23 protein-coding genes are annotated in these 24,354 nt (G+C 70.4%); 12 read left to right on the top strand and 11 right to left on the bottom strand.

The annotated features are described in order from the left end of the window. Window positions 1-145: 145 nt before the first annotated feature. Entirely contained in the window at window positions 146-376 is a 231-nt protein-coding gene (locus ABN273_RS48630; RefSeq protein WP_349456437.1) for a hypothetical protein, read from the top strand. 238 nt (window positions 377-614) lie between these two features. Continuing rightward, complete coding sequence (locus tag ABN273_RS48625; protein ID WP_349456436.1) at window positions 615-896, top strand: hypothetical protein; 282 nt, start codon at window positions 615-617, stop codon at window positions 894-896. 188 nt (window positions 897-1,084) lie between these two features. Here ABN273_RS48625 and ABN273_RS48620 read toward each other — a convergent pair whose 3' ends face one another. Further along, window positions 1,085-1,618: a hypothetical protein gene (locus tag ABN273_RS48620; RefSeq protein ID WP_349456435.1), complete on the bottom strand. Its 534-nt coding sequence runs from the start codon at window positions 1,616-1,618 to the stop codon at window positions 1,085-1,087. Here ABN273_RS48620 and ABN273_RS48615 point away from each other — a divergent pair. Further along, the gene (locus ABN273_RS48615) at window positions 1,617-2,072 is read left to right on the top strand and encodes an MmyB family transcriptional regulator (RefSeq protein WP_349456434.1); all 456 of its coding nucleotides are present in this window, start codon (window positions 1,617-1,619) and stop codon (window positions 2,070-2,072) included. The genes ABN273_RS48620 and ABN273_RS48615 overlap by 2 nt on opposite strands. Here ABN273_RS48615 and pdxR read toward each other — a convergent pair whose 3' ends face one another. Further along, on the bottom strand, window positions 2,073-3,635 hold the full coding sequence (gene pdxR / locus ABN273_RS48610) for a MocR-like pyridoxine biosynthesis transcription factor PdxR (protein WP_349456433.1): 1,563 nt from the start codon (window positions 3,633-3,635) through the stop codon (window positions 2,073-2,075). Between the two features lie 119 nt (window positions 3,636-3,754). On the opposite strand from pdxR, the gene ABN273_RS48605 reads away from it, so the two are divergent. From ABN273_RS48605 to ABN273_RS48590, 4 genes are all read left to right on the top strand, one after another. Then, the gene (locus tag ABN273_RS48605; RefSeq protein WP_349456432.1) at window positions 3,755-4,738 is read left to right on the top strand and encodes an aldo/keto reductase; all 984 of its coding nucleotides are present in this window, start codon (window positions 3,755-3,757) and stop codon (window positions 4,736-4,738) included. After that, on the top strand, window positions 4,683-5,150 hold the full coding sequence (locus ABN273_RS48600; RefSeq protein ID WP_349456431.1) for a sigma factor-like helix-turn-helix DNA-binding protein: 468 nt from the start codon (window positions 4,683-4,685) through the stop codon (window positions 5,148-5,150). The genes ABN273_RS48605 and ABN273_RS48600 overlap by 56 nt, the downstream gene beginning before the upstream one ends. Next, complete coding sequence (locus ABN273_RS48595) at window positions 5,147-5,629, top strand: SRPBCC family protein (RefSeq protein WP_349456430.1); 483 nt, start codon at window positions 5,147-5,149, stop codon at window positions 5,627-5,629. Before ABN273_RS48600 ends, ABN273_RS48595 begins: the two co-directional genes overlap by 4 nt. Before the next feature lie 375 nt (window positions 5,630-6,004). Further along, window positions 6,005-6,379 carry a VOC family protein gene (locus tag ABN273_RS48590; protein WP_349456429.1) on the top strand — a complete coding sequence of 125 codons (375 nt, stop codon included), beginning with the start codon at window positions 6,005-6,007 and terminating at the stop codon, window positions 6,377-6,379. A 198-nt stretch (window positions 6,380-6,577) separates the two neighbouring features. On the opposite strand, the gene ABN273_RS48585 is transcribed toward ABN273_RS48590, so the two are convergent. Continuing rightward, window positions 6,578-7,117, bottom strand: coding sequence for a DUF1062 domain-containing protein (locus ABN273_RS48585; protein WP_349456428.1), 540 nt, complete (start codon window positions 7,115-7,117; stop codon window positions 6,578-6,580). Window positions 7,118-7,630: 513 nt separating this feature from the next. Here ABN273_RS48585 and ABN273_RS48580 point away from each other — a divergent pair. The 3 genes from ABN273_RS48580 to chrA all read left to right on the top strand — a co-directional run bounded on the left by ABN273_RS48580 (window position 7,631) and on the right by chrA (window position 10,216). After that, the gene (locus tag ABN273_RS48580; protein WP_349456427.1) at window positions 7,631-8,125 is read left to right on the top strand and encodes a Chromate resistance protein ChrB; all 495 of its coding nucleotides are present in this window, start codon (window positions 7,631-7,633) and stop codon (window positions 8,123-8,125) included. After that, window positions 8,122-8,553: a chromate resistance protein ChrB domain-containing protein gene (locus ABN273_RS48575; RefSeq protein WP_349456426.1), complete on the top strand. Its 432-nt coding sequence runs from the start codon at window positions 8,122-8,124 to the stop codon at window positions 8,551-8,553. The genes ABN273_RS48580 and ABN273_RS48575 overlap by 4 nt, the downstream gene beginning before the upstream one ends. A 307-nt stretch (window positions 8,554-8,860) precedes the next feature. Then, window positions 8,861-10,216 (top strand): chromate efflux transporter, encoded by a 1,356-nt coding sequence (gene chrA / locus ABN273_RS48570; protein ID WP_349456425.1) that lies wholly within the window; start codon window positions 8,861-8,863, stop codon window positions 10,214-10,216. A 117-nt stretch (window positions 10,217-10,333) separates the two neighbouring features. Here the strand turns inward: chrA and ABN273_RS48565 are convergent, their stop codons facing one another. Genes ABN273_RS48565 through bioA form a run of 8 tightly spaced genes read right to left on the bottom strand, consistent with a single transcriptional unit; the run spans window position 10,334 to window position 22,303 of the window. Next, entirely contained in the window at window positions 10,334-11,182 is an 849-nt protein-coding gene (locus ABN273_RS48565) for a dimethylarginine dimethylaminohydrolase family protein (protein ID WP_349456424.1), read from the bottom strand. 54 nt (window positions 11,183-11,236) lie between these two features. Beyond that, window positions 11,237-12,262 carry a guanitoxin biosynthesis L-enduracididine beta-hydroxylase GntD gene (gntD, locus tag ABN273_RS48560; RefSeq protein WP_349456423.1) on the bottom strand — a complete coding sequence of 342 codons (1,026 nt, stop codon included), beginning with the start codon at window positions 12,260-12,262 and terminating at the stop codon, window positions 11,237-11,239. 32 nt (window positions 12,263-12,294) lie between these two features. Then, window positions 12,295-17,361: a non-ribosomal peptide synthetase gene (locus tag ABN273_RS48555; RefSeq protein ID WP_349456422.1), complete on the bottom strand. Its 5,067-nt coding sequence runs from the start codon at window positions 17,359-17,361 to the stop codon at window positions 12,295-12,297. Continuing rightward, complete coding sequence (locus tag ABN273_RS48550) at window positions 17,358-17,618, bottom strand: MbtH family protein (RefSeq protein WP_349456421.1); 261 nt, start codon at window positions 17,616-17,618, stop codon at window positions 17,358-17,360. The genes ABN273_RS48555 and ABN273_RS48550 overlap by 4 nt, the downstream gene beginning before the upstream one ends. A gap of 17 nt (window positions 17,619-17,635) precedes the next feature. After that, window positions 17,636-18,517, bottom strand: a complete 882-nt coding sequence (locus ABN273_RS48545; RefSeq protein WP_349456420.1) for an NAD(P)-dependent oxidoreductase — start codon at window positions 18,515-18,517, stop codon at window positions 17,636-17,638. Window positions 18,518-18,524: 7 nt separating this feature from the next. Then, window positions 18,525-20,198: an acetolactate synthase large subunit gene (locus ABN273_RS48540; protein ID WP_349456419.1), complete on the bottom strand. Its 1,674-nt coding sequence runs from the start codon at window positions 20,196-20,198 to the stop codon at window positions 18,525-18,527. Then, complete coding sequence (locus ABN273_RS48535; protein ID WP_349456418.1) at window positions 20,195-20,938, bottom strand: TauD/TfdA dioxygenase family protein; 744 nt, start codon at window positions 20,936-20,938, stop codon at window positions 20,195-20,197. The genes ABN273_RS48540 and ABN273_RS48535 overlap by 4 nt, the downstream gene beginning before the upstream one ends. A 48-nt stretch (window positions 20,939-20,986) precedes the next feature. After that, window positions 20,987-22,303, bottom strand: a complete 1,317-nt coding sequence (bioA, locus tag ABN273_RS48530; protein ID WP_349456417.1) for an adenosylmethionine--8-amino-7-oxononanoate transaminase — start codon at window positions 22,301-22,303, stop codon at window positions 20,987-20,989. Between the two features lie 675 nt (window positions 22,304-22,978). Here bioA and ABN273_RS48525 point away from each other — a divergent pair. Continuing rightward, window positions 22,979-23,434 carry a VOC family protein gene (locus ABN273_RS48525; RefSeq protein WP_349456469.1) on the top strand — a complete coding sequence of 152 codons (456 nt, stop codon included), beginning with the start codon at window positions 22,979-22,981 and terminating at the stop codon, window positions 23,432-23,434. Further along, on the top strand, window positions 23,427-24,317 hold the full coding sequence (locus ABN273_RS48520) for a 3-methyl-L-tyrosine peroxygenase-related protein (RefSeq protein ID WP_349456416.1): 891 nt from the start codon (window positions 23,427-23,429) through the stop codon (window positions 24,315-24,317). Before ABN273_RS48525 ends, ABN273_RS48520 begins: the two co-directional genes overlap by 8 nt. Window positions 24,318-24,354 lie beyond the last annotated feature (37 nt).

The following is a 24,354-nucleotide window of genomic DNA, read 5'->3' as shown; positions in this document are numbered from 1 at the left end:
TCCAGTGAGGTGGACGAGGAGGAACTGGCCAAGATGCGAGCCGGGCAACTGATCGGGTTCGACCCGCCGAAGCACACGCGGTTGCGCCGGATGCTCACCCCGGAGTTCACGGCGCGCCGAGCGCGCCGCCTTCCGCGATCGTGCCGTGCGTCTGCTGGACACCTCGTCGCCGATGGAGCAGCGCGTCGCGGCGCAACGCGAGGACCGCGCCTACGCCGCGAACTGGAGATCGCCCTCAGCGAAGTGCAACGCCGAACCGAGTTGCCGCACGATCAGCGTGCGGCCGAACACGCTGCCCGCGACGACGCCCGGCAGCGGGGGCAGGGCGCCGACCACCTGCGCGAGCCTGAACGAGGTGCTCCGGATCGGACCGTGAACCGGTCCCGAGCCGCTGCGCGGCCAACGTCTGCCCGTGACATGGGCCCTGCGGATCGTGGGCGAGATCTGAATCCTTAGCGCATCCGGGACGTCGCCCTACTGGAGCTCACGGCCGTCACCCCGTCACGTACCCATCGCGCGACTGGTGAGATCACGTCCGGCACAATGGGTGTGATCCTGTCCCGGGGGACCGTGTCCTGGACGACATTTCGGTCGCTGGTCGGCGGCACACCGCGATGCTGCGATGCCTGGCCTGCACACCTGGGGCGGGCACCAGCCAGCAGGCACTGCATTACGGTGTCACCCTGGCCACGCTGGCACCTGTCGGGGGCGCGCGCACCCAACAGGGGTACGGCCGCTGGTGCCGCCACTGCTGCGGCATGGCCTGCCTGCAGTCGGACGGCCAGATCATGGGCCTGTACTACGCCCCGTTCGCCGACTATGCGCGCACCACGCACGGCCTCGAGATGTTCGAGACATTCTTCGCCGGCCGCGGCATCGCCCTGCGCACGCACTAGAGCGGCAGGCGTCGACCGGTTCCCACCCTCGAACGCACCCTCGCCAACGTCCCCGAGCAGGACCGGCAAGCCCTCGCCGGCCTGATCAACCAATGCGCGCAGCAGGAAACCGACCCCGAGCGGCAGCTGACAGCCTGGAAGCACCCGAAACCCTGGGACTCCTGGCCTGAGAGTTGTGTCTTCAGCACTTAGTCGTCGTCCTGGTGGATGAGCCTCCCCGATGCGAATAGCGCATACTCAGGCCTCCACCCCTGGCAGTAGTCCGGGTCGTCGGCGAACTGCAGCGTCAGAGACCGGACATGCAGGCATGGCCATGCTTCGACCTTGATGTCCCCGTCGAACCCTCCTGAGGGGATCTGCGAGCAAGCGCAGCACCCCGTGAACCACATTCCTCGCTGCTCCACACGGCCGCCGCCCAAGAACATATAAGGAGCACACATTCGCCGGGGCTCATGGGCGATGAGTCGCTCAAACCCCGCCTCATCCAGCCGCGTCAGCAGGAAGTCGAGCAGTTCCTCCACGAACTTCGCAAAGCGCGCCACTCTGGCATCATCCATCAGGTCCGTGGGGCCATCAGACCAGCCGCCCTTAGCCTTCTTCTGCTGCCCCGCTTCGAGCCACCCCGCTGGCGCATCCGGCGGGACCCTCTCGATGGGCCCACTGATGAACACCGCCTTGCCGGTGAGCAGGCCGATGGGTGCGATGTCAATGTTGTTCGTCATGACGACAGTGTCGGGCCGGCCACCAGGCCGGATGCAGGCACAGACGGTACCCGGACTGCATCGGCGCGACGTCCGCCCGAGCATCCTCGCGCTCCTCGAGCGGCTGCCGCAGACGGCCGGTTTCGTGCTGTCGGCCGCGTTCGAGGTTCTCGCGTGGAACGGCCTCGCGGCGGCGCTCATGGAGGACTTCGCCGAGCTCGCCCCCAAGGACCGTAATCTCGCGCGCCGGGCATTCCTCGGGCCGGCACGCGCCGATGCGACGCTGTACGGCATCTCCGACGCCGCGGAGTTCCGGCACCACGCCGTCGTGGAGCTGCGCTCCACCCTCGCCCGCTACCCGTCCGACCCCGCGGTGACCGAACATGACGACCGCCTGGCGCCGCAGGAGGTGTGTGCGGTGGTGCTGGCTGAGACCACTGGTCAGAGGCCATCCCTCGAGGCTCAGTCCCGCTGATCAGAGGTCTTCGACGTAGCTGCCATCGCCATCGCCGCCCAGCCCGGCCCGCCGGCCGCGGGCGCTCCGCGCAGAGGCGGTCAGTGAAGCTGCGAGGCGGTGGACAGCGGTGACGATGTAGGGCTCAGGTGTCGCTGCGTGGCCGAGGAGCAGTCCGGGGCGTTTGGCCGGTTCCTGGGCGTGCGCGGACAAGGGCTGCACGTCCACGCCATACGCCGCGGCCCGGAGGGCTGCCGCTCTATCACCTATGTCTTGGGGCAGCCAGCCAATGACGTGCAGGCCCGCGTGGGCGGGCGTCACCGACAGGACGCCGTCGAGCTCTTGCCGCGCCGCCTGGACGAGGGCCGCCCCGCGTTCGGCGTACAGGGCGCGCATTCGCCGAACATGCCGGGCGAAGTGCCCGTCGGCGATGAAGTCGGTGAGGGCGGCCTGCTCCAACGCGGGGACGTGCGCGGCCGCGAAACGTTGCCCGGCCGTGAAGGCGTCCACCAGTTCGTCGGGCACGATCAGGTATCCGATGCGCAGCGCGGGGAACAGCACCTTGCTGAAGCTGCCGACGTACACCACTCGTCCGGCGCCGTCCAGGCCCTGGAGTGAGGGAAGTGGATCCCCGACGTAGCGGTACTCGCTGTCGTAGTCGTCCTCCACGACATAGGTGCCGGCGGTGCGGGCCCAGTCCAGCAGCGCAAGGCGGCGGGGCAGGCTCATGGTGACGCCCAGCGGGAACTGGTGCGACGGGGTCACATAGGCGATGCGGGCGTGGGGCGCCCGGGCTTTCCCGGCGTCGATGTCCAGGCCGTCGGCCTCGACGGGTACCGGGACGGGGGTGGCTCCGGCGGCGATGATCGCTCCGCGAGCACCGTAGTAGCCCGGGTCCTCCATCCACGCGTCGTCACCCGGGTCGAGGAGAAGCCGGGCGGCCAGGCTGAGTCCGGCCTGCGCGCCGCCCACCACCAGCACCTGTTCAGGGGTGCAGCGCACCGCCCGGGCCATGCCGACGTACGCGGCGATGGCCTCGCGCAACGGCCGGTATCCGGCGGGATGCTGGTAGCGCAGGAGGGAACCGGCTGACCGGCGGGCTCGCCGTGCCACCACCTTGCCCCAGAGCTCGGCCGGGAACGCGTCGATCGCCGGTCGGCCGACCGGGAACGCCGGCGGGCCCGAACCGGGGCCGTCCATGGTGTGCCTCATCCGCCACCGCACGCCGGCCAGGGCGGCGCCTTGGGCCGACAGCCGCGGCTGCTGCCGTACGTGCGGAGGTTCGTGGACGGGAGCCGCCGCGGGATGGGGGATCTGCAGGAGTGCCACAGTGGTGCCCGCGCCGACCCGCCCGTCCAGGTAGCCCTCGTCACGCAGCCGCTCGTACGCGGTGACCGTGGTGGTACGCGACACACCCAGCTCCGCCGCGAGCGCACGCGAGGAGGGCAGCCTGAGCCCTGGCCTGAGCTGGCCGGACAGGATGGCATCGCGGATCCGCTCATAGAGGTGGCGCGAGATCGCATCACCCGGGGCGGGGTCGAGCGTGATGCCGACCGCGGCGAGGGAGGGGGATTGCTTGGGCATGATCGACCAGGAAATGGACTTGCCGGTTTACGAAGAATTGGCTCTTCAGACGATACCAAGTGCGGGCCTACAGTGCGCAGGCGGACGAACCGCATGAAGATCCGTTGAGGAGTGGTGAGATGACCATCTTGACCAGGAAGCTCGGGCAGACGGGGCTGGAGGTCAGCGCGATCGGGCTGGGTTGCTGGGCGATCGGCGGGCCGTTCCTGCTCCGCGGCATGCAGGACGGCTGGGGGGCCGTGGACGATGACGAGTCCGCTCGCGCGATCAACCGCGCCGTCGACCTGGGCATCACCCTCTTCGACACCGCCGACGTCTATGGCACCGGCCGCAGTGAGCGAGTCCTCGGCCGTGCCCTGGGGAACCGGCGCGACGCCGTCGTCATCGCCACGAAGTTCGGCTACACCTACGACGAGGCGCGAAAGGAGATCACCGGCACCGACACCTCCGCCGCGTACGTCCAGCGCGCATGCGAGGCGTCCCTGGCCCGTCTGGGCACCGACTACATCGACCTTTACCAGATGCATGTGGGAGACGTCGACACCGCTGCCGCCGAGGACGTCTTCGCCGCGCTGGAGAGCCTGGTCGACAAGGGCATGATCCGCAGCTACGGATGGAGCACCGACGATCAGGAGCGGGCCCGCCGACTGGCCGGCCAGCGTGGGGCGGCGGCGGTGCAGTTCGCCATCAACGTGCTCAGCGACGCACCCGGCATGATCGAGGTCTGCGAGGAGACCGGACTGGCCGGCCTGGCTCGTTCGCCACTGGCGATGGGCCTGTTGACCGGCAAGTTCACCGCCGAGTCGCGGTTGCCCGCCGATGACGTACGCGCCAGCGGGCACTCTTGGGTGAGCTATTTCCGCGACGGACGTCCCGACCAGGACTCCCTCGACCGGCTCGTCGCCATCCGGGAGATCCTCACCAGCGGCGGCCGGTCTCTCGCCCAGGGCGCCCTGGCATGGATACTCGCACGGGGTGACCAGATGATCCCCATTCCTGGGTTCAAGTCGATCGCTCAGGTGGAGGAGAACGCGGCGGCCCTCGATCATGGCCCACTGGCCCCGGCTCAGATGGGCGAGATCGACGCATTGCTGGCTCGCTGATCCGAGGGCTCGATGCAGGGCCCTGATATGCCGTACGAGCCGGCCCGGAGACCGTGTTCCAGCGGCACCAGTCCCATCGAGCGGCTCGCCCGCCAGACCGCGTGACCACGAAGCTCGCGCGTTCCAGCAGGACGGCCAGGCCCGCACGGAAGAGCCCCGAGTCGTCGGCGATCATCACGCGCAGGGAGCGGGTCAGCAGGAAGCCGCCGCCGAGCACGAGCCCGCCGGCCACGGCGATGCCGGCCAGGGGCATGGGCGAGGCGTTGCCGTTGGGGGCGTGTACCAGGTCTTGCGTACCCGGGAAGGCCTCAGCGAACAAGAGATCGCCACCACGTTGGGGATCCCGACAGGAACCGTGAAATCCCGGCTGCATCGAGCCAGGGCCGCGTTCCGGGAGGTGTGGGAATCGTGAACGAGCCCGTGGCACGCCCCGACATCGATCCGATCGACCGCCTGGCCATACTCGCGGCCGCCTTGCCCGGCGCCGTTGTCGGGCAGCGCCGCATCGCCGCGCCCTTCGAGGCCGTGTGGCAGGTCATCGCGGACCTGGAACACGCCACCCCCCGCTACGAGCCCGGCGTCGCCCAGGTGCGTGTCATCGAGCGGCGCGGCGAGTTTCTGCGCCTGCTGGTGCGAGACACCGCCGGCCGCGAGGACGCGATGGACGCCAGGCTCCGGCCGGGCTGGTGCGTCATGCAATCCGACACGATCGTCATCGCCTTCGCCGCCCGCCGCCTGGGCGGCGAGACCCTGCTGGCGCATCTTGAGCACCGGCGCGGGCGGACCCCGGCGCCCGGCCCGCACGAATCGCAGGTCGACCGCGCCGCCCTCGCGAAAATCGACCAGGAACTCCACACCATCGAAAAGCTCGCCACCCACGATGAGCATTGAGTTCGGGGGGTAGCTCTTGGAGTGATCTCCCGCAGGGAGCAGGGAGCGAGGCGGATGGTGCGGGCCGGTCGGGGGAAGACGCCGACCACGTGGGTACGGCGGCCGGGCCCGGTGCCGACGAAGGCATGAGCGTGTCCGTCACCGGGACGGCGCCGCACACGGGTGCCTGCGGCGCACAACACGGCCACGGGGGGAAACCGCCATTGCAGTGGCGAGCAGGACATCGAGGTCACTTCGCTCCCACGGCCAACTGATCAAGGTCCGGGCGGCAAGGCAGCCCGGGCCGGCCCGGCGCTCCCGGATGCCCACTGCGTCGCGGCCCTGGGGCGTTCAAGGATTGGCTGCGTGCGGTTGATGCCGGGTAGGGTGCCGATCATGGCTTGTCGCATTTCCGAACTGATAATCCCTTGCCGGGATCCGCAACGGCTGGCGGCGTTCTGGTGCGAGGTGCTGGGCTTCGTCGTGCTCGACACTGAGGACGGGGGCGCGGTGGAGATCGGACCGCAGGAAGGGTTCGGCGGATTGCAGCCGACTCTGGTCTTCAGCCCCACCACCGAGCCCAAGGCGGGCAAGCTGCGGCTGCACTTCGACGTCAACGCCACCGACCGCGATCAGGACGCCGAACTCGAACGCCTCCTGAAGCTCGGGGCGCGCCCGGCCGACATCGGCCAGACCGGCGAGGAGCCCTGGCACGTCCTGGTCGACCCTGAAGACAACGAATTCTGCCTCCTGCGAGCCCGCCTGAGCTGAGCATCGGCCCGCACCGGCAGACGCCGAAATTCTGCCGGGGTTTCATGGACGACGCCGACGGAGACGTCGACTGTGGGCGCCGCCGCGGCGCGCGCACCGTGGCCGCCGTGGGCGACTCCGTGCCACCGGAGCCGCCGCTGGACGAGGCGTATTTCGCACGGATGCTTGAGGGGATCGCGCGCCGCGGCTACATCCCCGCTAGTCCCCGGCCATCACGGTAAAGGTGAACCCGGCGCTCGTCGGACGGCGCAGCGGAATGTCGCACTTGATCCGGCGCAGCACCTCGTTCCTGCTGAGGCCGAGCCCCTGCGCGATGAGCCGCTCCGGGCGCACCGGCACCGGATCCTCGAAGACGACCTCCACCTGGACCGGCCACACCTCGTCGGGCCATGCCGACGGGGTGTCCAGCCGCCAGGCCCCCTTCCAGTCCAGGGTGAAGCGGTTGCGCTGGGCGAGCAGCGGATCCAACAGCCTGGACGCCACCAGCTCCGGATCGTTGGTGTGGTAGCCGTCGAGCTCGGCCGGATCGAAGGATCTGACCGGCGCTCGCTCGTGCACGGTGAGCTTGCTCGTCCGACCGCAGGACACGCAGCGGACCAGCAGCCACACGTCCAGCAGCTTGCCGTTGGCGTTGACGCGGAACCTGCCCTCGCCGGTGGTGGCCGACTCCGACCGGCAGTCCACGCACCGCAACGACAGCAGCGGCAGCCTGGTCCGGCGGACGACCCAGGGCAGCACAGTATGAGGTTGTGAAGACATGATCTCTCTAGACCTGACACGAGGCCGATCGCGCGCGGCCTCAAACGCTGTATGACCGGGCGCACACGGGCAGCCCGGCAGAGCCGACGGGAGGGTCGGCTTGAAGGTGAGCGGAAGAAGGTGTCAGGTCTAAAGAGCAGGCGGGGTCACGCGGTTTTGTCCTCTGTCCTCATTGCGACGGGGCCGCAGGCAACCTACAAGAACGCGGGAGGAAGGCTCAAACGGTTTTCCGGCGCCGGTGGTCCCTGTCGCTTGAGCATCCGGGGAGTCGCCTGTCGGTACACAGGTGCGCTTTGTGACGCGGCCGGCGAAAGCACCGGGGATGGTCCTGCTCGTGCTGCCCGCGATTGCGCACCGCGACGGCCTGCGCATGATAACGGGGGTCATCGAGCAACCTGGCTCGTGGGCGTGCTCAGCTCGCCATCCCTCCGGTTGCCGATTCAATGCAACCACGGTTACAGTAACTATGGTTTCGGTCAGTCGGATGATGGGGTGGACGCGACGGTGACGGGCACGGCCGGGCAATGGGTGCTGCTGGCGTATCGCATCCCACGCCAGCCCTCGACCCTGCGGATCACGATCTGGCGCAAGCTGGACCGGCTTGGCGTGGCGCGGCTGGGCGACGGGCTGGTGGCCCTGCCCGCCGATGCCCGGACCCGGGAGCAGATCGACTGGCTCGCCGAGGAGATCGGCGAGATGGGCGGCAGCTCCACCGTGTGGCTGGCCGCCGCCGGCAGCGCTGCGCAGGAGAAGGCCATCGCCGCCGAGATGCGCCAGGCACGGGCGGCCGAGTACCGGGCGGTGCTCGAACAGGCCGAGGCAGCGGCCCGAGCGCGGCCCGGTGAACGCAGCCGCGCCCTGAAGCGGCTGCAGGCCGAGCTGCGCCGGATCGGCCGCCGCGACTACTTCCCGCCCGCCGAGCGCGAGGCCGCTCAGCGCGCGGTGAAGGCTCTGGCCGAAGAAGAGCCGAGCGAGGTCACGCGATGAGGTGGGCCACGCGCGCCGGCGTGCACATCGACCGGGCCGCGTGCGCCTGGCTCATCCGCCGGCACATCGATCCCGATCCGGAGTTCATGTTCGTCGACGACCCCGCAGCGGTGCCCGCGGAGGCGACGCCGTTCGACATGCGCGGGGCCGAGCTGTCGCATCACGGGCACGACTGCAGCTTCGAGACGATCCTGCGCCGCTACGAGCTCGACGACCCGGTGTTGTGGAAGATCGCCGAGATCGTGCACGAGGCCGACATCGACGACGAGCGGTTCGACGCGCCCGAGGCGCGCGGCGTGGACGTGATCCTGCGCGGGCTGTCGATGATCTGCGACGACGACCGGGTGCTGGAGGTCACCGGGCCGATCTTCGACGGCCTGTACGAGTTCCACCGGCGCGCGCTGCTGCTGGGGCGGGAACCGGCATGAGCCCGGCCGGCCGCGTGGCGGGCCTGCTGCTGACCTCCCAGGCGCTGCGCGGTCTCGGGTACGGTATCGCGGCCGTCCAGCTCGGTGCGATCCTGCGGCTCGACGGCCCGACACCGACCGCGGTGGGGCTTGTGCCGGCGGCTGTCCTGGCCGGCACGCTCGCCGCCGGCGTGGCACTGGCGCGGTGGGGTGGCGCTCCCGTTCGTCATCGCGGGAGCCGCCAAGACCGCTCACGACCTGACCCTGTGGCAGATCTTCCGATCCGTCCGCCTGCCCGCCGACCAGCACCCGCCCTGATGAGGTTGACGTGACTATTGAAGTAACCCGCGACGTGATCCCGTTCCGGCAGGCCGTGCGGGCCTGGTTCGGCATCTCGCTGCAGACCTTCGGCGGGCCAGCCGGGCAGATCGCGGTCATGCAGCGCACCCTTGTGGAGGAGAAACGCTGGATCGGCCAGCAACGCTTCAACCACGCGCTCAACTACTGCATGCTGCTGCCCGGACCCGAAGCCCAGCAGCTCGCCATCTACGTCGGCTGGCTGCTCAACGGCACCCGCGGCGGACTGGTCGCCGGCACGCTGTTCGTGCTGCCCGGCATGCTCGCGCTGCTCGCGCTGTCTGCGGTGTACGTGCTGTGGCAGGACACCACCATGGTGACCGCCCTGTTCGCCGGGATCGCCCCGGCGGTGCTGGCCATCGTCGCCCAGGCCGTCATCCGGGTCGCCAAGCGCTCGCTGACCCACCCGCTGTTCATCGCCGTGGCAGTGGCCGCCTTCGGCGCGCTGGCGCTGTTCGGGGTGCCGTTCCCCATCGTGATCGCCGTCGCCGCCGTCATCGGGTGGACGGTGCACAAGCTGGTCCCGCACGTTGTCACCAAGGGCAACGGGCACGGCGGCGACGGCGGCCCGGCGCCGCTGATTTCCGACGACGCCCTGCACCACGCCCAGCCCAGCTGGCGGTCGGCCGGCAAGATCCTCGCCGTCGGGCTGGTCGCCTGGTGGCTGCCGGTGGCCGCGGTGGCCCTCTTCCTCGGCACGGACAGCGTGTTCACCACTCAGGGGTTGTTCTTCTCCGGCACCGCGCTGGTCACCTTCGGCGGCGCCTACGCCGTGCTGGCGTTCGTCGCCCAGCGGGCCGTGGAAATCTACGGCTGGCTCAGCCCGGGCGAGATGGTGCGCGGGCTGGCCCTGGCCGAGACCACGCCGGGCCCGCTCATCATGGTGGTGCAGTTCGTCGCCTTTCTCGGCGCCTACCGCGACCCCGGTGTCCTGACCCCGTGGGCCGGTGCGCTGCTGGGAGCGTTGCTGACCACCTGGGTCACCTTCGTGCCGTGCTTCCTGTTCATCTTCCTCGGCGCCCCCTACGTCGAAAAGCTGCGCCACAACACCGCCATCAGCGCCGCCCTGACCGGCATCACCGCCTCCGTGGTGGGAGTCATCGCCAACCTGGCGCTCTACTTCGCCGAGCACACCCTGTTCGGCCGCACCTTCATCTGGGACGACGGCCCGTTCAGCAGCCAACTGCCGGACACGGGCACGCTCAGCCCCGTCGCCCTCGGGATCACGGTGGCGGCGCTGGTCATGACGTTCGTGCTGAAGTGGCCGATGCTGCGCATCCTCGGCATCTGCGCCCTGCTCGGCATCGGCACGATCCTGCTGCCGTGAGCTCCCGCTGGACCATCTGGGAGGTTCGGGCGATCGGCGGCGGAGGCGCAGTAGCCGTGCACGTGAGTGGTCAGCGCCCCGCACGCCGGGCGCACTGGACGGACCCGGCCGTGGGGGTTACGCCCGGCCCAGCAGGTCGAGGTCGAGCGCCATGCAGCGGATGCCGCCGCCGGCCTTGAGGAACTCCGCCACAGGTGAGAGCAGGACCGTGAACCCCCAGTCCTCCAGCGCCGTCCTGATCCGCGGCGGGCAGGCGGGCATGACCACGGTGCGTCCGACCACCACGGAGTTGGCGCTGAAGGTGAGCGCCTCGTCGACACTGATGATCAGCGGCTCCGGCACCAGTTTCTCCACGGCCCGCTGGCCTTCCACGTCCCAGACGGCCGGCGCGTAGAGCGCCCGGCGGTCATCGAGCGGGCAGAAGGACATGTCAAGGTGGTAGAAGCGCGGGTCGACGATCGGCACCGCCACCACCTCGACGCCGAGGACGTGGGACAGATGCTGCGCCGCGGCGGGCGAGGTGCGCGGGCCGGTGCCGCACAGCAGCACCTCGCCGAACCGGACCACATCCCCGCCCTCCAGGTAGAGGGCGGGGTCGTCTGGCCACGGGATCTCGGTGAACCCGTGCTCCAGGAGCCAGGCCGCGCCGTGCTCGGCCTCGTTGCTGCGTTCCGGATGCCGGAAGCGGGCCCGGACGAAACGGCCGGCGGTCACGACGCCCACATCGGTGGGGAAGACCATGTCCGACAGCCCGGGCAGCGAGGGGAAATGGTGCACCGTGGCGCCGACCGAGCGCAGCCCGGCAACCAGCGCGTTCCACTCGAGCCAGCTCCTGTCCCGGTCCGGACGGCGTTCGGTGGTCATCCAAGGGTTGATCTCGAAGGTGACGTCGAAGTGGTCGGGGCTGCACAGGAGAAAGCTCTTGGGTGGGTACGGCGAGTCGGCCGCCGGGCCGGTTACGGTCATCAGGTCATCTCAATCTCGTCGTGCGACTGCGGTGGATATCAGCTGAGGCGGGCATCAGAGGAGGACTCGCGAGTCGGCACCGGCGCGGATGGCGCGTGACCGGCGAAGATCCCGGGTGACGACGCTCTTCTTCAACCAGCGATCGGCGCCGTCGTAGGCGGCGTGGAACGGACGCCGGCCGTGGACCGCCCGGAAGTTGTCGATGAAGAGGATCTCCCCGGCGTGCACCACGATATCTTCCAGGCAGTCGTTCAGCTGCTTGGTCGCCAGTTCCAGCGCGACCGCCGCCTCGGCGTCGTCCGGCACCGCCGACATGAAGTACGGGTCGATGCGCAGGTACGGGCGATCGGGACCGCCGAACAGGATCGCCGTGGGCCGCGGGGCGTGGCCTATCTGCAGGACGGTGGAGTTGGGCGAGGCCATGTCCTGGCGCGCGTTGCGCAGGTGCTCGTCGTCGGGGCGGATCAGGAAACGTGGCTCGGAAAGCGTACGCAGGATGTCTTCCGGCAGGTCCAGGGTGACGACGCTGGCGTAGGTGGTGGGCACCTTGCCGTTGTTGCGCAGGCCCATCAGGCCCAGGTAGTCGCACCGGTAGGGGTGGAAGCCGTCCTCGGTGTGCCATTCGAGCAGGTTGGCGCTTCCATGGCCGCTCTGCTGGTGTTCCTCGCCGCGGATGGGGATGACGTTGTGGACGAGCCTGCCGTCCTGCAACGTCGACCAGCCGAACGGCTCGCCCAGGATCGAGGCCACGAGCAGGAAGAAGAACTCCTCGCGCCTGGTGGAGACCGGGTCGGCCTGCTTCGACCAGTGCGGCGGCGTCGGTCCGATGGCGGAGTCGTCCACCTGGAAGCCCCGCACGACCAGCGCCCCCGCGGGCTCGGTCAGCTGGAACGCGCGCAGGAAGCGGGTCAGCCCGGTCGGCAGCCCGGCGGCGACCTGCGGGGCGTCCAGCAGGAACTCCGGCGCCTCCGGGTGGGAGTACTGGCTGATCGTGGACGACAAGAGGTCCTCGATCCGCTCCTGCTCCGTCGGCAGCAGATCGTAGTAAAGGGTGTCGGTGGGGTGTGAAGAGGTGTCCATATGGCCCTTCCAGATTCTCATGGTGTCCGGTCTCAGGCGGCCGGGATGGGGGGCACGGATCCCCGGGAGTCGATCCACGCTGCCAGTTCGGCCGGCGTGGGCGCTTCGAACAGCGTCCGGACGCTCACCTCGATGCCGAGGACCGTGGACAGGCGATTGACCAGCCGGGTGGCGAGCAGCGAGTGGCCGCCCAGGTCGAAGAAGTTGTCTCGCACCCCGATCTCGGTGGCGCCGAGCACCTCGGTGAACAGCTCGCAGACCTGGACCTCGCGATCTGTGGCCGGCGACTGCCTGCCGGAGCCGGACACCGCCGGCTCCGGCAGCCGGGCCCGGTCGAGCTTGCCGTTGGCGGTGACCGGGAGCGAGCCCAGGATGACGAAGGCGGAGGGGATGACCGCGGTCGGCACCGCCGCGGCCAGATGGCGGCGCAGCGCCGCGGGCGCCGGCGGATCGTCGGCGGCGACCGGCACGACGTAGGCGACCAGGCGCAGGTCGCCCGGATCGGCCTGGCGGACGACGGTCGCCGCCTGTGCCACGCCCGGGTGCGCGGCCAGGATGGTGTTCAGCTCGCCGAGTTCCACGCGCACGCCCCGGATCTTGACCTGGTCGTCGGTTCGCCCGGCCAGTTCCACCGTGCCATCCGGACGCCACCGGCCGCGGTCGCCGCTGCGGTACATCCGGCCGCCCGACGGGCCGAACGGGTCGGCGACGAAGCGTTCGGCGGTCAGCTCCGGGCGGCCCAGGTAACCGTGGGCGAGATTGTTGCCGGCCAGATACAGCTCGCCGACCACGCCGACGGGCACCGGCCGCAGAGCCTCGTCGAGGATGTAGACCTGCGTGTTCCAGATGGGCCGCCCGACCGTGGGCAGGGCCGGCCAGTCCTCGACCGCGGCCGGCAGCGCGTCGCCCGTGACGCCGTGCGTCTCCGACGGCCCGTACTCGTTGCGGAGGGTGAGCCAGGGACGCGCGGCATGGAACCCGCGCACCAGCGGGGTGAGCTGGAGCGCCTCGCCGCCCTGGATGACGTACCGCAGGGCGGGCAGGCCCAGTCCCAGGTTGGTCGCCGCCTCGTAGACCGCGGCCAGCACGGCGTTGGTCGGGTAGAACTCGGTGATGGCTTCCGCCTCCAGCCACCGGGCCAGGCGCACGGGGTCCTGGCGGGTGTCCTCGTCGGGGATGCACAGCGTCTTGCCGTTGAGCAGGGCGGTGAGCATCTCCTGCTCGGAGACGTCGAAGCAGACGGCGCTGAACTGGGCGACCCGCGCGCCGGGGTGGTAGGGCACCACCGAGGCGTGCCACAGCAGCTCGTTGAGCATGACGCGACCGGGCAGCACCACACCCTTGGGACGTCCGGTGGTGCCCGAGGTGTAGATGACGTAGTTCGGCGTCTCCGTGGTCAGGGGCCGCGGCCTGTCCCGGGCCGTGGGATCGGATCCCGCGGCCTCGGCCAGCGCCCGCCTCACCTCGGCGTCGTCCAGCGCCAGGACCTCGACGGGCAACCGGTAGCGCGGTACGGAGGCGGCCACCACGATCGACGGGGCGCCGTCCTGGAGCATGAAGCGGACCCGGTCCTCCGGGTAGGCCGGGTCGATCGGGAGGTAGGCGGCGCCGCACTTCAGGACGGCGAGGAAGGCCTCGACCGAGAGGCTGCCCCGGCTCAGCAGCACCGCGACCCGGTCGCCCGGGCCGACGCCCCGCGACAGCAGCAGCCGGGCCAGGCGGTTGGCCCGCTCGTTGAGTTGGGCGAAGGTCAGTTCGCCGGTGAAGCAGCGGATCGCGGCCCGGTCCGGCGTGGCCGCGACTTGGAGCTCGATGAGGTCCGGCAGCGTGGCGGTGGGCAGCTCGGTGTCCGTCGCGTTCCACCTGTGGAGCACGTCGTCCCGCTCTCCGGGCAGGAAGATGTCCACCTCGGACAGCCGGCGGCCGGGCTCGGCGGCCCACCGTTCCAGCAGGACCACGAAACGGGCCGCGATCAGCCGGGCGGACTCGGGCAGGTAGAGGTCGGTGGCGTACTCCAGCCTGCCGTGGATGCCGGCGGGCGCGCCGTCGGCCCCGTGCCGCTCGGTGAGCTCGAACAGCAGGTCGAAGAGGGCGGCGCCGGTGAAGACCTCTTCGGTCTCGGCGGCCAGGCCGGGCAGGCGGAAGCCCTCGCCGGACCTCTCGACGGTCAGCTGGAGCATGACCTGGAACAGCGGGTTGCGTGACAGCGAGCGTGCCGGATTGACCTCCTCGACGACATCTTCGAAGGGCACGTCCTGATGGTCGAAGGCGTCCAGGTCGGCCTGCCGTACCCGGTCCAGCAACCCCACCAGGTCCGGGTCACCCGAGACGTCGGTCCGCAGGACGACGGTGTTGACGAAGAAGCCGATGAGCTCGTCCAGCGCCGGGTCGGAGCGGCCGATGACCGGGGTTCCGATCGGGATGTCCGCAGGCGCGCCGAGCCTGGTCAGCAACGCCGCGATCGCCGCCTGCAGAATCATGAACACCGTCGTGCCGGTACGCCTGGCAAGGGCCGCCAGCCTCCGGTGCAGCGACGGGTCGACGGCGATGGCCGTCATCTCGCCACGCCCGCTCGCGACCGCCGGCCGCGGCAGGTCGGCGGCGAGGGAGGGGCTGTCCGGCAGGTCACGCAGCGTGCGGCGCCAGAAGTCGAGCTGCCGGGTCGCGAGCGGGGTACGGCGGGTACCCGAGCCGAGCAACTCCGCCTGCCACAGCGTGTAGTCGGCGTACTGCACCGGCAGTGGCGGCCAGGCAGGGGAGGCGCCCTGCCGCCGCGCGGCATAGGCGTCGTGCAGGTCCCGTGTGAGCGGGAGCATCGACCAGCCGTCGCTGCCGATGTGGTTCATGGTCAGCAGGAGCACGTGCTCGGCGGGGCCGAGGCGGAACAGCCGGACCCGCATCGGCAGATCGGCGGCCAGGTCGAAGGGCCGCCGGATGTCCTGGCGGATGGTGGCCGCCAGGTCCTCGGTGTGCTCGACCGGCATTGGCGGGCGTGCGGCCTCGGCCGGCAGCACGGTCTGGTACGGCCGGTCCTCGTGCACGGTGAAGACCGTGCGTAGGGCTTCGTGCCTGGCGAACAGGTCGGCCACGGCGGCGCGCAGGGCCGCGTGGTCGAGCGCGCCACGCAGCCGGACGGCGAAGGGCAGCGTGTAGGTGGGTGAGGCGCCGAGCTGGCCGAGGAACCACATCCGCTGCTGGGCGGGGGAGAGCGGGACCCGCTCGGGCCGTACGGCAGGCAGGACGGGTGGGCGGGTGCTCGCGCCCGGTTCCATCAGTGCGGCCAGGGCCGCGGGCGTGGGCGCGTCGAACACCGCCCGGATCGACAGCCCAGCGTTCAGCCGTCCGACCAGGCGGACGGCGAGCAGCGAGTGCCCGCCCAGGGCGAAGAAGTCGTCGGCCGGACCGACGCCGTCCAGACCCAGCACGTCGGCGAAGGCGGCGCAGACGGCGGCTTCCCGCTGATTGGCGGGCCGACTGCCGAGCGCCTGGGAACGTTCCCGCGGCGGGGCGGGGAGCTGCGCGCGGTCCAGCTTGCCGTTGCTGTTGAGGGGCAGCCGGTCCAGGAGCAGCACGGCGGAGGGCACCATGGCGGCCGGGAGCCTGGTGGCCAGCCAGTCGCGGATCAGCGTGGGCAGGCCCGCGGTCTCCGGCTCCGCCGTCGCGGCGGGGACGACATAGCCGACGAGCTGCGCGTCGCCCGCGTCACGGTGTACGGCGACGGCGGCGTGCGCGACCGCCGGATGCTCCTCCAGAACGGACTGCACCTCGCCCAGCTCGATACGGAAGCCGCGGATCTTCACCTGGTCGTCCACCCGGCCCTCGAAGACCAGCAGCCCCTGTGCCGTGCGCCGGACCAGGTCGCCGGTGCGGTACATGCGCTCGCCGGGCCGGAAGGGACAGGCGACGAAGCGCTCGGCCGTCAGGTCGGGACGGTTGACGTAGCACCGGGCGAGTCCCGCGCCGGCGATGTAGAGCTCGCCTCCGGCACCGTCCGGCACCGGGCGCAGCTCGTCGTCCAGCACGTAGGCCTCGAAGTTGGGCAGGGGCCTGCCGATCGGCGGGGCTCCGGCCACCTCCTCCTCGTCCGACCAGGCGGTGGCGTACACCGTGGCTTCGGTCGGGCCGTAGATGTTCATGATCCGGGCCGCGCCGGTGGCCTGCTTGACCGAGGCGGCGACGCGGGGGGACAGGCCCTCCCCGGCGAAGACCACGGTCTCGGACTGCGTGCACCGGTGCTCGCGCGCGGTCAGCTGGTCCAGCACCGAGGGGACGCCGCTGACCAGGGTGGCGCGCGGCGCGTCGGCCGGTCGGTCGGCGAGCGCGAGCGCGTCCTGGAGGACCTCGACGGTGCCGCCGCAGACCAGTGGGGCGAACAACTCGAAGACCGAGACGTCGAAGCTGAGCGAGGTGGTGAGCAGGGTGCGGGCCAGGCCGTCGGGGCCGAAGCGGGCCGAGGACCAGCGCAGCAGGTTCGTCATGCTGTCGTGGGTGATGGCGACACCTTTGGGGCGTCCGGTCGAGCCCGAGGTGTAGATGGTGTAGGCGAGGTGCTTTCCGTCGACGGCGCCGATGCGGTCGGAGTCGGTCAGGTTCGAGCTCTCAGGGGCGGGAACGTCGGCGGGTTCGCGCGGGTCGAGCACCGGGATGCCGGAGCGGATGGCGGCCATCGCCGACGGCCCGATGGCGCCCATGGCGTCGGCAGTGGCCGTGGCAATGGTGGCGTTGCTGGTGCCCATGGTGCTGGTGGTCAGCAGGAGGGCAGGGCGGGCATCGTCGAGGATGTACGTGATCCGTTCTGCGGGGTGGCGGTCGTCCAGCGGCAAGTAGCCGGCGCCCGCCTTGAGCACCGCCAGGACCGCGACGACGAGGCCGGCGTCGCGCGGCAGCGCGAGCGCGACCAGGCTGTCGGGACCCGCGCCCCGCTCGACCAGGCGGCGGGCCAGGCGGTTGGCGCGAGCGTTCAGTTCGGCGTAGGTGAGCGTCACACTCACCGCGACGACCGCGGCCGCCGCCGGAGACAGGGCGGCCTGCGCCTCGATCATCGCGGCGGCTGTGACCGGTGCGGCCAGCCGGGTGTCCGGGTTCACGACGACGGTCACGACGCGCTGCCCGTCATGGCGCCGGCGTCCGGGGCGTTGCCGGGCGGGGCTTCGCCGAGTTGCGCGCGTAAGCTGCGCGGTCGCAGGTCGGTCCACGTCTCGCGGATGAAGCCGAGACACGCCTCACGTCCTGCGGTGCCGTACACCACCGTCCAGCCCTGCGGGATGTCAACGAAATCCGGCCACAGTGAGTACTGGTCCTCCTCATTGGCCAGGACGACGAACTGACCGCTCGGATCGTCGAACGGGTTGGGCATGACAGTCACAGATCCCTTCACAGCAGATTGAGGTTGGCCTCGAGGTTCGCCAGCATTTGGTGCTCCGCGCGCCGGACTGACTCGGCGGTCCGGGCGGCGTAGAGGTCATGGATGCGGATTCCGGGCAGCGCGGCGAGGTCGTCGGGCAGGCCGTCGGCCGCGCAGAGGTCCAGCACGACCGGGCCGGTGCGCGACTGCTGCCACGACCGGAAGTCCTCGGGGGGCGCGGGCAGGCCCAGCGTGGTGATGATGACCAGCGTGTCGGAGGCGATCAGGCGCAGGTCGGCCAGCCGGGCGACGTGCCGGTAGGCGGGGGAGTGGAAGCTGACGTAGTCGGCATTCCGCAACAAGTCGGGCAGGGTGGCCCACTGGGGGCCGTCCGGAGGGCCGTGCCGCGGGGTGGGCGTGTGGAAAGCGACGGTCATGCCGAGTGCCGTGGCGACCCGGGCGACTGCCGCTCCGACGTTGCCGTACCCGACGAGCCCGAGCCGCTTGCCGGCCAGTTCCGTGCGGGTGGCGCCACTGTGGTGCGCGTGCCGCAGCAGTTCCTCGATGACGAACTCGACATTGCCGACGTCGCCGTAGCCGTGGATCGGCGTGACCGTGATGCCGTACCGGGCGGTGTAGCGCAGGTCCACACGATCGGTCGAGGTGGCGCGCAGGCCGAGATACCGCAGCGTGGGCATCTGGCCCAGGCGGTCGGCGTCGAGCCGGTCCTTCCATCCGGCCAGCAGCGCGTCGGTCCGGGTGATGGACAGGAAGGCGTCCGAGCCGGGAGCCGGCCAGTCGTTCAACACCAGCAGCGGTCGTTGCGTCAGCGGGCGCAGCCGGTCGAGCAGGTGCGGGGAGGGCCAGACGCCGGGTGAGACCGTGATCTGGTGGAAGGCCGATCGGGTCATGCTCCTCTCACACCCCTCCGGCGGGGGCACGGCCCCGATGGGGCGCAGGCAGGACGGCCTCGATGAGCCAGGGACCCGGCTCGGCCAGCGCCCGGCGCATCTGGTCGGCGAGGTCGTCGGCCGATCGGGCGCGGGTGGCCGACACCCCCATCCCGGCCGCCAGGGCGACGAAGTCGAGCCCGGAAATGTCGCTGATGCCGCGGGTGCGGCCCAGGTCGGCGGCCGGGACTCCCTCGACCCGGGCCAGCTCGTCGGCGAGGATCGCGTAGGAGGCGTTGTTGAGGATGACCGTGACGACGTTCAGCCCTTCGCGTGCCTGCGTCCACAGGGCCTGCGGTGTGTACATGGCGCTCCCGTCGGCCTGCAGGGTCAGCACCGGGCGGTCCGGGCAGGCGACCGCCGCGCCGACGGCCGCGGGCATGCCCATGCCGATCGACCCGCCGCTGAGACAGAGCCAGTCGTGCGCGGGCGCTCCGGCCGTTGCCGCGACCAGGTCCGGGCCACAGGAGATGGCCTCGTCCACGACCACCGCCTCCTCCGGAAGCAGCGCGCCGATCACAGCTGCGGCCTTGGCCACGGTCAGCTCCCCGGTGGGCAGGCCGGGGCGGTCGAGCGAGCGGCGGCCCGGTCCGGTGGCGGACGGCGGGCCGGGGCGGTCGGACACGTGGCGGCTTGCTCCGGTACCGACCGGCGCCACCAGGTCGGCCAGGTCCTGCAGGGCGGCGGGCGCCATGCCGAGCAGGTGCAGCTCGCAGCCGGCCGCGAACAGGCGGGAAGGCCTGCCCGGGTAACCGAAGAACGGGACCGGGGGGTGGGCGCCGGCGAAGACGATGTGCCGATACCCGTCAAGCCGGGCCAACGCCTCCTCCAGGGGGTACGGCAGGCGCGCGATGTCCGGGAGATCGGGCTCGCGGCGGTGCCTGGCCGGTGACTTCTCCGCCAGCAGCCGGGCTCCGGTGGCGCGCGCGATCCTGGCAGCGGCACGCAGCCCGGCGGGCCGCAGGTTGGCGCCGCCGATGAACAGCAGGCAGCCTGTGCTGTCCCGCAGGATCTTGGCGGCACGCTCCACCGCGTCCGCGTCGGCCTGCGCGGGAGCCGTCGCCGGCACTTCGGCCGGTCTGCCACCTTCGGACCAGCACACGTCGGAGGGCAGGATGAGCGTGGCTACGCCTCCGGTGCCGGCGGCCGCCCCCGCCCGCGCCGCCAGGAGCGCCTCGGCGGTGTCCCGGCCGGCTTCGGCGGCGCGGGTCGTGCGGCGCACCCATGCGGACACGGGAGCGGCAAGCAGCTCGATGTCGGTGTTCAGTGGGGGATCGGAGTCCTTGAGATAGGTCGCGTGGTCGCCGACCAGGGCGACCGTCGCGGTCGAGGCCCGGCGGGCGTTGTGCAGGTTGGCCAGGCCGTTGCCGAGGCCGGGGCCCAGGTGCAGGAGAGCCGAGGCGGGCCGCTCGGCCATCCGCCCGTACCCGTCGGCGGCGCCGGTCGCCACGCCCTCGAAGAGGCACAGCACGTTGCGCATCGACGGCCTCGCGGTCATCTCCGCGACGAGATGCATCTCCGACGTTCCGGGATTGGCGAAGCAGACCTGCACGCCGCCGTTGGCGAGCGTGTCCAGGACCGCGCCGGCGCCCCGCATTCCGCTCCGCGCCGGGGCCCGCCGGTCACCGCCGTGGGCGGTCATGCCGCGATCAGGACGCGCTTGAGGTGCCGGGACGGGTCCTCGAAGGCGTTGCGCGAGTGCAGCATCCGCCAGTTGTTCCACACCACCATGTCCCGCGCCTGGTAGCGCACGGCGATGTGCTGCTCGGCGAACAGCACGTTGCCACGGTCGATGAGCCGCCGGGCCGTTTCGTCGCTCTCGGGGACGGTCAGGTAGTTGGTCGAGAACCGGAGGATCGGCTCGTCCTTGTGCTCCTCCAGGACGGGGTGCTCGGCCGTCGGCGTCACGCCGTGTCTGGCCAGGCCCTCGGTGGAGCCCCAGCGGTAGACGGTGTCGCGCAGGTGCCGGCGCTCGTCTTCGGTGAACTCGGCGAGGATGCGGTCGCCGTCGAACAGGGTGGTCTCCCCGCCCGGGCCGGACGGCGGCGTGACGCACCACAAGGCCAGGTACCGTGGCGGTAAGCCGTGGAACTCGTACCCCTCGGTGTGTGGTGTCAGCGCGCCGCGGTTCTGCCCGTGGTTGACGTCGTCCATGCCGCGTTCAGGCTTGACGTCACCGACGAGCGTTCCGGTGGAGGTCGGCTGGAACTCGCCCAGCTCCTTGAGGAAGGCGACATGGTCGAAGGACTCGGGGACACCGACGAGGTGCACGTATCCGTTGTTGCCGAGCAGCTGCCGGAAGGCGTACCACAGGACGCCGTCGGCCAGCGGCTCGCCGTTCATGTCGAGACAGGACAACACGCTGTCGGGCGACTTGGCCACAGGAATCTCCGCTCTTGGACAGGGGTTGGTCGATGGCCGCGGAATCGCTCAGCCGCCGAAGACGTCGTCCAGTGATGCCTCGACGACGGCTGTGAGCTGCGCGAGCTGGTCCTCGGTGATGGCCAGCGGCGGCATGATGACCAGGACGTTGCCGAGTGAGCGCATCCAGACGCCGCGCTCCTGGGCGGCGGCGCAGACCCGGAAGCCCGCGCGCGGTAGGGAGGCCGCCAGCTCGATGCCGGTCATCACGCCCAGCCGGCGCACTGCGCGCACGGCGCGGTGCTTGGCCAGGGGTTCGAGCAGAGCGCCGAGAACGGCCCCTTTGGAACGTGCCACGGCGGGCAGGTCGAGCTCCTGCGCCATGGCCAGGTTCTCCAGTGCCGCCGCGCAGGCCAGGGGATTGGCCGCATAGGTGTGGCCGTGGAAGAACGTCCTGGTCGTGTCAGGGCTGGTGAACGCATCGGCGACGTGGTCGCCGGTGAGTAAGGCGGACATCGGCAGCACGCCGCCGGTGAGCCCCTTGCCGCACAGCATGATGTCCGGGACGATCCCGGCGTGCTCAGTGGCCCACATCCGTCCGGTTCTGGCCACACCCGCGGCGATCTCATCGCAGATGAGCAGGAAACCGTAGCGGTCCGCGAGCTCGCGGCACCCCTGGAGGAAAGCTGGGTGGTAGGGCAGCATGCCGCCGGCCGCCTGGATCATCGCTTCCACGATCAGCGCGCAGCAGCGCTGGCCACAATCGGCCAAGATTCTTTCGAGGTCGTCCAGGGCGCGGGCCGCGGCCTGCGCCGGATCGAGGCCGTCGGCCGGTGCCGGCGAGGTGGTCCTGCGCGTGCTCAGCAGCAGTGGCCCGTAGGTGGACTGCGACTGCTCCCCGCCCATGATGCTGGAGGCGGCGATCGAGTCCCCGTGGAAGGAACTCTCCAGGTGGAGGATGAGGTCCCGGGGCCGGCCGGACTGCACCGAGAACTGGTAGGCCAGCTTGAGAGCGGCGTCCACCACGGACGCGCCGTCGCTGCCGAAGAAGACGCGGGTCAGGCTGCGGGTGTCGCCCTCGCCTGTCGGCGCCAGCTCCACCAGGCGTTCGGCCAGGCGGATCCCGGGAGTGTGCGTCGCGCCGAAGAACGTGGAGTGATCCAGCGCCTCCAGCTGCCGGGAAACGGCTGACTTGAGCCGCGGCTCGCCGTGCCGGTAGGTGGTGACCCACAGCGATCCGCAGGCGTCGAGAAAACGCCGGCCCGAGACGTCGGTGAGCCAGACCCCCTCGGCCCGCTCGATGACGAGCGGATTATCCGAAAGCCAATCTTGCTGCTGGGTGTAGGGATGCCACACTGCGCGGGCATCACGAAACTGCCAATCCATGATTTCTTTCATGAAAGTCCCCCGTGGACCTTTGATCCCGTCAGTCACATAAGGCGGGAGGCGCAAACAGCGCCGGCGCTTCATATGTGCGGGGATTTGTCGATCATGCGATCGTACTCGGACACAAGCTAGCTACTGGATTTGGCGCCGTCAATCCTATTACTGGCCGTCAATGCGCCATTACCGAGCGACGTTCTGGTCGAGCGGACTTTGCTATTGCGCGACGCACCTTCCTGTGGCAGTGTCGGGGCGCAGGAGGCGGTGACATCCGACTCCGAACCTCTTCGGGGAATTTGAGAGGACAGGCATGGCCAACACAGGGGGGCTGCCACAGGCCGTATAGCAGCGGGCCGGACGGGGAGATGCTGCTCGAGGAGCCGGGGAAGCTCCTGGGCGGGCCGGCCGTGATGAAGATCGGTCCACTGATTGGACCGTTACAAGCTTCTGTCGCACGCCGACCGGTTGCCGGTGACAGCCCGGATCCGTGGCGTGCAAGGGCAGAAAGGCGCAGCTCAACCATGTCGTGAGGTTTCGCGGAAGCCTCCTTGGCGCTGCGGCGCGGTCTCTCGCCCCAGCGCTTCACGTTCGGGGGTGAGAAGCCGGTGACTCTCGTCTTGAATGGCGAATTCGGCATGCGCAAAACTCGGCAAGGTCGACAATGAATGGCGAACGCGGATGTTGTGTTTTCACCATGTCGGGGTGCAGACGGATGACCTCGACAACTGTCTGAACTGGTATCTGGATTATTTCGACGCGAAGCTCTCCTGGCAGCTCGAGCGCTTTTCCGGTCTTACTCTCGACAGGCTCCCGGGAATCGCCGGACTGATCGAGGTAAGGGTCGGAGATGTGCGATTCCATCTCTTCGATCGGTCCGCGCACAACCGGCAGCAACCACCTGCCGTCGGTTTCCAATTCCAGCACGTCTGCCTGGCGGTGGATAGCGCGGATGAGCTGCGCGAATTGCGCCGGCGCTGGCACGAGCTCCACGAGTCCGGAAAGTATGTTTTCGCTCGTCCGGATCTACCCAGCGACATCGTCACCGACGCGGACGGCATACAGAGCCTGTACGTGCTGGATGTGAACGGGCTGGAGTTCGAGTTCACCTACGTTCCGGGAAGCCCCCGTGACTGACCTTCGTACGATCGACCCCGAGACCCGGACCCCGCAGCGCGACTGGGACTACGGCGACTTCCCGTACGGGCTCGAACCGTTGATCATGCCGGTGCTGGGCCAGACGGCCGCTCCGGGCCCGCAGCCTCCCGGCCTGCGAGCCGTCTACGACGTCGAGCGGGCCCGGGCCGCGCTGGAGTTACCCTCCCGGGCCGCAGGGCTCGCTCTGCCGGACACCACCGACGTGCTGTACTGGTTCCGCTGGATCACCGGCCACCAGGTGACCATGCTGCTGTGGCATCTCATGGGCGCGCTCGTGGCGGCCGCCGCCAAGGAAGACGAAGCGGATGACCAGGCGCTGACCGACCTGGAGTCTTACACCAACGGATACACCGCCATGCTCCAGTACAGCGGCTCGTGCCCGCCGGAGATCTACCAGAGCCTGATCCGCCCGCGGATGTACCTTCAGCATCGCTGCTTCAGCGGCCTGTGGGCAGCCGACTTCGCCCCGCTCCGCCGGCTCCTGCGCGGGCACGCGATGCCCTGGATGACCGGGCCTGGTGGCACCCGGCTGGTGGAGGCGGTGGCCGTCAACCGCAGCGCGCACGAGGCCGTCGCCGTCCGGCTGGTCCACGGCGGACGTTCCCTGCTGCAACAGAGCAGCGTCGACACCTCCGTCCGCCCGACCCCACGCACCTCGCTCATCTTCGACACCTTCTTCATGACCGCGCGAGCGCCCATCGGCCGCGACGCCGTCGTGGCCCAGCTGCTGCACCGGGTCAGGGCCGTCGCGCTCGACCTGGCGGCCAACGGGTCCGGCGGCCCGTCGACGGCCGGCGACATCATCGGCTCGCTCCAGCAGGTCGTCGCCTCCGCCGTCCACCATCTTCAGCCCACCCGCTGACGGCCCCGCGCCCTAGACATCGCCCCCGTACGGAGAC

Origin of the sequence: Nonomuraea sp. B19D2 (assembly GCF_040137845.1) — a bacterium.
In the GTDB taxonomy this organism is placed as follows: domain Bacteria; phylum Actinomycetota; class Actinomycetes; order Streptosporangiales; family Streptosporangiaceae; genus Nonomuraea.
This window is presented reverse-complemented; position numbering and strand designations above follow the sequence as displayed.